Consider the following 8404-nt stretch of genomic DNA (forward strand, 5'->3'; position numbering starts at 1 on the left):
CATCAAACGGTGTTGATTTTGCTAGGGGAACTGGGTATTGCTAAAACACAATGGCCTGGTGTTTTGACGGACGGTTTAGTGAACGGTCAGCTTCCTAGTAGCATCAAATGAGCAATCATCTTGCGATCGCAACCGTCACCGCCACCCTGCAGCGGCTGCTTCAGAGCGCCATTCAGGGCGACGTAGACGGGGCGCGAGTCACTACCCTCAAGCCCAACAGCATTGGCAGCAGCACCCCTGAGTCGGGGGTCAATTTATTTTTGTACCAGGTAACCTACAATGCTGCTCTGCGCAATGGCGATACCGCTGCCTTTCGCGCTAAAAAAGGACCCGCCCGGCGCCAGTCTTCCCTAGACCTGCACTATATGATTAGTGCCTACGGCAACGATACAGAGCTGGAGCCCCAGCGGCTGCTGGGCAGCGTAGTGCGGACCCTGAGCGATAAGACGATCCTGACCGCTGATATGATTGAAGCCGCGATCGCGGATGCCGCTTTCCTGACCTACTCCAACCTGGCCGACCAGACCCAGTCGCTGACGATCAATCCGGTTGAAATTGACACCGACGAGCTGTCTAAGATCTGGTCTACCTTTTTCCAGGCCCCCTATTCTCTGTCTGTCGTTTATAAGGTGGTGGCTGTGGTGATCGACGGTGAGACCTCTGCCCAACGGGCGCTGCCGGTACGAGACCCGCGCTTTGGTGGGGTCATGCCTTTCCCTCAGCAGCCAGCGATTGAGAAGGTATTGGCCCAGGCGGGCGCTCAGTCGCCCATTGATGCAGAGACGACGCTACGGCTCTTGGGCAAGCAGCTGCGGGGGCAGCGCACCCGAGTCAGCGTGGGCAACAGTAAAGTCGTGCCTCAGTCGATGACGGAAACCGAAATTCTCCTATCGCTCAGCGATGCACCCCGGTCGGACCTGCGAGCCGGGGTGCAGACGGTTCAGGTACTCCACTATCCCTCTGAGCGAGCAGACGCTGTCCCTTTGGCCTCTAATGCGCTGCCTTTTATCCTACGGCCTACCTTGGTTGCAGTACAGGTTGCTGAGCTCGAAGGAATAGATGACGACCCCCGGACGGGCTGCTTTCAGGTGCTTACCCGCCTGCCCGTGGGGCATGGGCAGCAGGTGGTCGCCATCCTCAACGAATGGTCTGTAGAGACGCCTGCGACCTATCTATTTGCCGCTCCTCGGCGCGAGGCGGATACCAACAGCCTGGAAATTCCCTTTCACGGCGTCAAGCCGGGAGACTACCTGATTCGCCTCCAGGTGGACGGGGCCGATAGCCTGCTCGATATCGATACCGACCCTGAAAGCAGCACCTATAGCTGGTTTAATCGCCCCAGAGTTCTGATTGAATGAGGTGCCATGAGCCCTGCTTCCGACCCCGACCGTAGTTCTAACGACCCCGATCAGCCTGACCTTGAAACCCTGAGGAATCAAATGAACCTAGAACTTGAAGGCATCAGCGCCAATCAGCTCTATCACCTGGCCAATCAGGCAGTTGATCAAAAGCTGATCACCGCTCACGGCTATCGCGGCGGCCAGTACGAACTGCTGCGCCAGGGCGAGTTTATTCTGCTGTCTCCTAGCGAGGCAATTCAATATCTACAGGAGTTGCTTCAGGACAGTGACGCCTAGCCTATGACCGCTGCGCTACCTCGCTCCACTACTCTCCAAAACTGGCACAGTGCCAATCAGCAATTTCTCTGTCAGGCCCTGGATCAGGTTCGTCAGGCTTTGGTACGTCAGGGTTCCGGCCCTGATAGCAATGCACATGAGCTGACCGATGCGGTCATCGTCAAAGGGACTGAGTCCAGCTATGAGGGACAGCCGCTTGCCCTAGACCTGCTGAGCCGCTGCTTTGGCCTGAGCGAGTTTGAGCGCGGCATTCTTCTCCTATGTGCTGGGATGGAGTTGGACGGTGCTTGGCCGGAGCTCTGCCGGACCGCCAGCGGCAGTCCCTATCCGACCTTTGGGCTGGCGCTGAGCCTTTTTGAGTCGGCAGCTTGGGAGGCATTGACGCCCAGCGCGCCGCTGCGGCAGTGGCAGCTGATTGAGGTCGGCGGTGGCAATGCCCTGGTCAGCAGTCTCCTGCGGATTGACGAGCGGATTTTGCACTATCTGACCGGTGTGCAGTATCTGGACCAGCGTCTACAGAGGCTGATGGCCGCCGTCCGCTCGACTGGCCTACTCGTGCCCTCTCATGAGCGGCTGATTGTGCAGATTGAGCAAACCTGGACTCAGACCCTGGGCAGCGAGCTGCCGGTGATTCAGCTGATCGGCGGCGATAGTGCCAGTCTGAGAACGGTAGCCGCAGAAACCTGCGATCGCTTAGGTCTAGCCCTGCAAGCCCTACCGGCGGCAGCTCTGCCCACCGATTGGCAGCAGCTAAAAACGCTGAAAACGCTATGTGAGCGTGAATATAGCCTGAACCGGATGGCGGTGCTGCTCAGCTGTGAGGATTTGGAGATAGACGCGGCTAGGCAGGGCGCGGTTTCTACCTGGATTGACAGCCTTAATCTGCCGCTGATTGTGACCAGCCGCGATCGCCGCCCTCAGCGTCAGCGTCCGATTGTCTCCCTGGAGGTGGATCATCCCACCGCCGCGGAGCAGCGCCAGCTTTGGCAAACTGGCCTGGGCCAATATTCTAACCAACATGTCAACCCTGGGACAGCGTCGATTAGTACCCTGGTCACCCAGTTCAACCTCAGCCCAAGTGCAATCCGTACGGTTTGTCTACAAAGTCGGACGGCGGAAACCGCTCAGCCGCCGGAAACGTTATGGAACCTCTGCCGGGCTCAGGCAAGGCCCCAGCTGGACGAGATGGCCCAGCGCATCGAGGCCCGAGCGACCTGGGATAGCCTGGTGCTGCCCGAAAAAGAGCAGCAGATTATCCAGGAGATTTCGTCCCATGTGGCTCAGCGATCGCGGGTCTATGAAGACTGGGGGTTTGGCCGCCAGAGCGGTCGCGGACTGGGCATCAGCGCGCTGTTTTCTGGGGCTAGCGGCACAGGTAAAACAACGGCGGCGGAAGTGATTTCGCGAGATCTCCAGCTCGATCTGTATCGGATTGACCTGAGCGCGATCGTCAGCAAATACATTGGTGAAACCGAGAAAAATCTGCGCCGCATTTTCGATGCGGCGGAGGGCGGCGGCGCAATTTTGCTGTTTGACGAAGCCGATGCCCTCTTTGGCAAACGCAGCGACGTGAATGACTCTAAAGACCGCTACGCCAACATGGAAGTCAGCTATCTCCTACAGCGGATGGAGTCCTATCGCGGGCTCGCCATCCTGACCTCAAATCTAAAGAACGCCATGGATCAGGCGTTTCTGCGCCGCCTCCGCTTTGTTGTCCAGTTTCCCTTCCCTGACGCCAAGCAGCGAGCGGAAATCTGGCGGCGGGTCTTTCCTGCCGATACGCCGACTGAGGGGCTAAACTGCGATCGCTTAGCCAAGCTCAGCATCGCCGGTGGCAACATCCGCAACATCGCTCTGAATGCCGCTTTCATTGCTGCCAGTGCCGATCAGCCCGTAATGATGAAGCATCTGCTCCAGGCCGCCAAGCAAGAATACCTGAAGCTAGAGCGACCATTAACCGACACCGAAGTAAAGGGCTGGGTCTAGCGGTTTATAGCCGGCGCTAGGCAATGCTGCCGCGTTTGCGGGCTTCTTTGTAAGAAGTGCCGACGTTTTGGAGCCCGACGCGGATCATTTGCTGTTCCAGCAGGGCGAAAAAGCGAGTGCGATCGCCCCCTCTGACCACTGCTTGGTTGTGGGCCTCGGCCAGCGCCACCGGGTAGCCGTAGCCCTTCTGTACCTGGGTCAGGGTGAGACTGAGGGCCGTATCCAGCAGCTCAGCATCTTCGACGACCCAGGCGGGAAACTCTATCCGCGCTACTTCGGCCCCAACATGGACATAGCAGAAATACACCGCATGGTCGCCATAGGCACTCAAAATGTTTGCCGAGCTCTGCCAAATCGGGCCGCGCTGGCCCGGCTCTAGCAGAGTCGCGCTTAGGGTCACATCGCGCAGTGGTGAGAAGACCTGACAGGGGGGCTGCTCCGTCCGGTCCGCGCAGTGGCTGGCGCAGTCAGGGGTTTCATAAATGCAGCTCTGCAAGCGTAAAAAGTTCAGCGCTTCACCGCTGCGAGAGGCGCTGATATAGCCAACCAGCGGCACCCGCGCCTGCCGCAGCTGCTCCCAGGCGGCCAGAGTTGGCAGCAGAATCTCATCCCGAGCGGCGGCGGGTAGCTGCTCCAGAAACCAGTAGATCAGAGAACCGTCAGTGAGGGCGAGGGTCGGCGGACGGGTTTTAGGACTCCCCGTCGTGCCTAGTTCGCTCAGAACTACAGCCTCAGCCACCGTGCGCCGATAGCCCATCCATTCTTCGGTGCTGATGCCCCAGCGGCGAGAGGCATAGAGGTCTTCAGGCCGGTAGACGACTTCGGGCAGGCTGTCCAACAGCGGATAGCGGCTCTGACCATAGTGCAGAACAATCCGACCGATGTTGAGCAGGTAGCAGTAGGCAATTTCATGATGGCTGGGGGAGATCTGAGAGCCGTCGGTCGCCAGGACAGTATGGGCTTCAGGCGCAGCGGCTAGGCTGACGCGGGTATTCAGCGGCTCAATCGGCTTAGCGGCAGTAAACGAAAGGCGATCGCGATACGCCTCCATCTGTTTCACCAGTGTGCTTTGCCGCGAGGTCGCCTGCTGCATCAGCTGGGTAGCGACCTCAATTCGGCGGTGAGCGGCTTCAGCTTCGCGAGTCAGATGGTCGCTGATGCCTTGCATCTGGCGGGCGAGCTTAGTCAGGTCGAGCATAACATCAGGTCAGCCAAGCAGGAAACTCCTGTACTACCTGGTCTAACGATAGCAGACGAATGCGCCGGTCCTGACGGGCGGCGGTGCGATCGCGCTCCAGGTTATAGCCCCAGTCAGCCAGAAACAGCCCTACCTGGTCGAGCTCGGGATAGCGCTTGACCGCACTGAGCGGCGGCAGCCGGTCTTCAATAAACCAGATAGTTGGCTCTGAATGCTTTTGGTACAGCTGCTGTAGCGTTTCGTACTTGGGTCGCTTGGCCTCTTTACCCAAAAGAAATTCAGGCTCAAGCAGGACCCCGTTTTGCTGGAGCAGCTGCTGAATGAAGCGCCCCTCTTTGGTACTAATAATGTAGGTTGTAATGTGGCTATCGATGGCCCGGTTGAGCAAGTCCAGCATACCGGGATAGAACCGATGCTGGCTGAGCCAGTCGGGCAGGTCGGATTGGATCCAGCGATCTCGCACCCCATCTACCGCCGCCGCCGCCTGCTCCGACGTGAGACGGGCCTCTTCTAGACAAGGCTTCGCCAGCCGGGGCCATTGGGCAATGATTTCGGCTTCGCTAATTTCCTGAATCAAGGCCCGCAGCAGGATTGGCATTTCCCAGCCGGTTTCGACCACAGGACGCAGTCGGTAGAAGGGCTCGGCTAGCGCCTCGGGCAGATCTGTCGATTTTGGCTGATACAGCTGGCAGTAGGCCTTCCAGGCCGTCTGAAAATATTCCACTAGGCCGTCACAGACTACACCGTCAAAGTCAAAGGCCAATACTTCTGGAGAGCTTATCTGCATTATCTCTAACCAAGAAATTACTCATGCCTCTCACAGCTTAATCGCAACGGGCTAATGGCAACGGGGCAAAGCCGCTAAAATAGGACTGCTGTAGGAGATTCGACATGGGCGCGGCTGACTTTTCCGATGAATTTGACCTGGTTGTGGTAGGGGCGGGTCACGCAGGTTGTGAAGCGGCTCTGGCCGCCGCTCGGCTGGGCTGTCGGACGCTGCTGCTCACCCTCAACCTAGATCGAATTGCCTGGCAGCCCTGCAATCCTGCCGTCGGCGGCCCGGCTAAGTCGCAGCTCACCCACGAAATCGATGCGCTGGGCGGCGAGATTGGCAAAATCGCCGATCGCACCTATCTGCAAAAGCGCATCCTCAACAGCTCTCGCGGCCCTGCCGTGTGGGCGCTGCGGGCGCAGACCGACAAGCGTGAATACGCCGCCACGATGAAAGCCGTGGTCGAAAATCAGGAAAATTTGGTGCTGCGTGAGGGCATGGCCACTGACCTGATTTTAGGTGCGAATGATCAAATTGTCGGCATCCAGACCTACTTTGGCGTGGCCTTTCGCTGTCAGGCTGTGATTTTGACTACGGGCACATTCCTGGGCGGGCTGATTTGGGTGGGCAAAAAGTCAATGTCGGCGGGCCGCGCGGGCGAAGCTGCCGCTGAAGGGATGACGGAGACGCTGAACCGGCTCGGCTTTGAAACGGGGCGGCTGAAAACGGGAACGCCTGCCCGAGTCGATAAGCGCTCGGTGGACTATCGTCAGCTAGAGCCGCAGCTGGGCGATATCGATGTGCGCTGGTTTAGCTTTGACCCAGAAGTTTGGGTAGAGCGGCCCCAGCTGCCCTGCTACCTCACCCGCACCACGGCAGCAACCCACCAGCTGATTCGCGACAATCTGCACCTGTCTCCGATCTACGGCGGCTGGGTCGAGTCTAAGGGACCGCGCTACTGCCCCAGTATTGAAGACAAGATTGTCCGCTTCGCCGACAAAGAGAGCCACCAGATTTTTATTGAGCCCGAAGGCCGAGAGATTCCCGAGCTTTACATTCAGGGCTTCTCCACCGGCCTGCCCGAGGCCTTGCAGATTGAAATGCTGCGAACCCTGCCCGGATTAGAGCACTGCGCCATGCTGCGGCCCGCCTACGCGGTCGAGTACGACTACCTGCCTGCGACCCAGTGCTTTCCCACGCTGATGACCAAAAGGGTGTCCGGGCTATTCTGCGCCGGCCAGATTAACGGCACCACCGGCTACGAAGAAGCCGCCGGACAGGGGCTGGTTGCTGGAATTAACGCCGCTCGCCTGATTCGCGGTCAGGAGATGGTCGTCTTCCCGCGCGAGCAGAGCTATCTGGGGACGCTGATCGACGACCTTTGTACCAAGGATCTGCGGGAACCCTACCGGGTGCTCACGTCCCGGTCGGAATATCGCCTGATTCTGCGCTCCGACAATGCCGATCAGCGGCTGACTCCGCTGGGCCGCGAGCTAGGGCTGATTCGCGATCGCCGCTGGCAGCAGTTCACCCAAAAACAGGAAAACATCACGGCTGAGAAAGAACGGCTCCAGACCGAGCGAGTGAAAGAGCACGACCCGGTCGGCCAGCAGATTGTCGCCGATACGAATCAGCGGATCAAAGGCTCGGTGACGCTGTCCGACCTGATCCGCCGCCCGGGCTTTCACTACGTTGACCTCGACCGTTACGGGCTGGGTAATCCTGACCTCAGTCGGGCAGAAAAAGAAGGGGCCGAGATCGACATCAAATATTCGGGCTACATCCAGCGCCAGCAGAACCAAATCGAGCAGGTCTCGCGCCAGGCTCACCGACCGCTGCCCCAGGACCTGGACTACATGACTTTGGAAACGCTGTCTAAGGAATCGCGAGAAAAGCTAAACCAGGTGAAGCCGCTGACCGTCGGCCAGGCGACCCGCATTGGCGGCGTCAACCCGGCTGATATCAATGCGCTACTGGTGTATCTGGAGGTGCGCGATCGCACTACTCCCAGCCTGACCCCAGCCAAATGAACGATTAAATAAACCGCGTTAGCTGAATTCGGTAGCGCTCCTTCTTGGTCAGCGCAATCTCTCCAATTTCCAGACGGCCCTTGCCCCTCAGGACGACCAGGTCGCCGGTTTCCAAACTGTGGCTGGGCTGGGTCACGGTCTGCCAGTTCACCCGCACGTCGCCCCGGCTGATGCTGTCGGCCATCTTGCTGCGCGACATGCCCATCCCAGCTGAGGCGACCGCATCCAGACGGAGAGAAGCTTCTACCGTCGTCATTTCCTTCTTTCGCGGTTCGCGCACCTTCAGCTCAGACAGCTCAATCTGCCGCGTCTTTACCGGCACCGAGCGCACCTGCACTAGGTTCATCTCTAAAAATTCCACCATCTCAGGCATGACGATCGCCTGTGCCCCCCGCTCGCCCAGAACCAAAATATCGCCCACCTTTTCCCGCACGATTCCCGTCCCTAGCAGCGACCCCAGAAAATCGCGGTGGGTCGCCGTGTCAAACAAAAAATTTCCAGCAATATCCAGCGCTGCTACCGGCGGGGTCTGCCCCTCTAGCGGCATCTCCGTACGCGCCAGCACCAGCCGCTGCCACTCAGCCTGCGGGTACCCACCCTGGGCTTCGGCGTGAATCTCGGTCAGCTGCTGAAAGATTGCCTGCGCCTCGGCCAGTTCCGGCGGCGAGAGAAAGTCGGTGGCGACGGGCTCCCAGGTGCGAATGGCCTGCTCGGCCTGGTCGAGAATGCGGGCCAGGGTTTCTTTGTTTTCGGCACTTTTGAGCCTGTCTCTTATAAACAA

Annotated in this window: 7 protein-coding genes; 4 read left to right on the plus strand and 3 right to left on the minus strand. The window is 58.9% G+C overall.

Annotation, left to right across the window (positions count from 1 at the left end; all coding sequences use genetic code 11):
* The first annotated feature begins 107 nt into the window (after nucleotides 1-107).
* The 3 genes from IQ241_RS21500 to IQ241_RS21510 are packed head-to-tail and all read left to right on the plus strand — an operon-like array spanning nucleotide 108 to nucleotide 3623.
* Complete coding sequence (locus tag IQ241_RS21500; protein ID WP_193911192.1) at nucleotides 108-1358, plus strand: DUF4255 domain-containing protein; 1251 nt, start codon at nucleotides 108-110, stop codon at nucleotides 1356-1358.
* Nucleotides 1359-1364: 6 nt separating this feature from the next.
* On the plus strand, nucleotides 1365-1637 hold the full coding sequence (locus IQ241_RS21505; protein ID WP_193911194.1) for a hypothetical protein: 273 nt from the start codon (nucleotides 1365-1367) through the stop codon (nucleotides 1635-1637).
* Nucleotides 1638-1640: 3 nt separating this feature from the next.
* Entirely contained in the window at nucleotides 1641-3623 is a 1983-nt protein-coding gene (locus IQ241_RS21510; protein ID WP_193911196.1) for an ATP-binding protein, read from the plus strand.
* A gap of 16 nt (nucleotides 3624-3639) precedes the next feature.
* Here the strand turns inward: IQ241_RS21510 and IQ241_RS21515 are convergent, their stop codons facing one another.
* Nucleotides 3640-4821: a DNA double-strand break repair nuclease NurA gene (locus IQ241_RS21515; RefSeq protein ID WP_193911198.1), complete on the minus strand. Its 1182-nt coding sequence runs from the start codon at nucleotides 4819-4821 to the stop codon at nucleotides 3640-3642.
* Between the two features lie 4 nt (nucleotides 4822-4825).
* The gene (locus IQ241_RS21520) at nucleotides 4826-5608 is read right to left on the minus strand and encodes an HAD family hydrolase (RefSeq protein WP_193911200.1); all 783 of its coding nucleotides are present in this window, start codon (nucleotides 5606-5608) and stop codon (nucleotides 4826-4828) included.
* Between the two features lie 104 nt (nucleotides 5609-5712).
* On the opposite strand from IQ241_RS21520, the gene mnmG reads away from it, so the two are divergent.
* Complete coding sequence (gene mnmG / locus IQ241_RS21525) at nucleotides 5713-7623, plus strand: tRNA uridine-5-carboxymethylaminomethyl(34) synthesis enzyme MnmG (protein WP_193911202.1); 1911 nt, start codon at nucleotides 5713-5715, stop codon at nucleotides 7621-7623.
* Between the two features lie 4 nt (nucleotides 7624-7627).
* Here mnmG and IQ241_RS21530 read toward each other — a convergent pair whose 3' ends face one another.
* Nucleotides 7628-8404, minus strand: a complete 777-nt coding sequence (locus IQ241_RS21530; RefSeq protein WP_193911205.1) for a photosystem II S4 domain protein — start codon at nucleotides 8402-8404, stop codon at nucleotides 7628-7630.

The organism is Vasconcelosia minhoensis LEGE 07310 (genome assembly GCF_015207255.1).
In the GTDB taxonomy this organism is placed as follows: domain Bacteria; phylum Cyanobacteriota; class Cyanobacteriia; order Phormidesmidales; family Phormidesmidaceae; genus Vasconcelosia; species Vasconcelosia minhoensis.

Excerpts from the sequence above, each read along its gene's own strand:
- IQ241_RS21500 (WP_193911192.1), top strand. The coding sequence starts at position 108 with ATGAGCAATCATCTTGCGATCGCAACCGTCACCGCCACCCTGCAGCGG.
- IQ241_RS21505 (WP_193911194.1), top strand. The coding sequence starts at position 1,365 with ATGAGCCCTGCTTCCGACCCCGACCGTAGTTCTAACGACCCCGATCAG.
- IQ241_RS21510 (WP_193911196.1), top strand. The coding sequence starts at position 1,641 with ATGACCGCTGCGCTACCTCGCTCCACTACTCTCCAAAACTGGCACAGT.
- IQ241_RS21515 (WP_193911198.1), bottom strand. The coding sequence starts at position 4,821 with ATGCTCGACCTGACTAAGCTCGCCCGCCAGATGCAAGGCATCAGCGAC.
- IQ241_RS21520 (WP_193911200.1), bottom strand. The coding sequence starts at position 5,608 with ATGCAGATAAGCTCTCCAGAAGTATTGGCCTTTGACTTTGACGGTGTA.
- mnmG (WP_193911202.1), top strand. The coding sequence starts at position 5,713 with ATGGGCGCGGCTGACTTTTCCGATGAATTTGACCTGGTTGTGGTAGGG.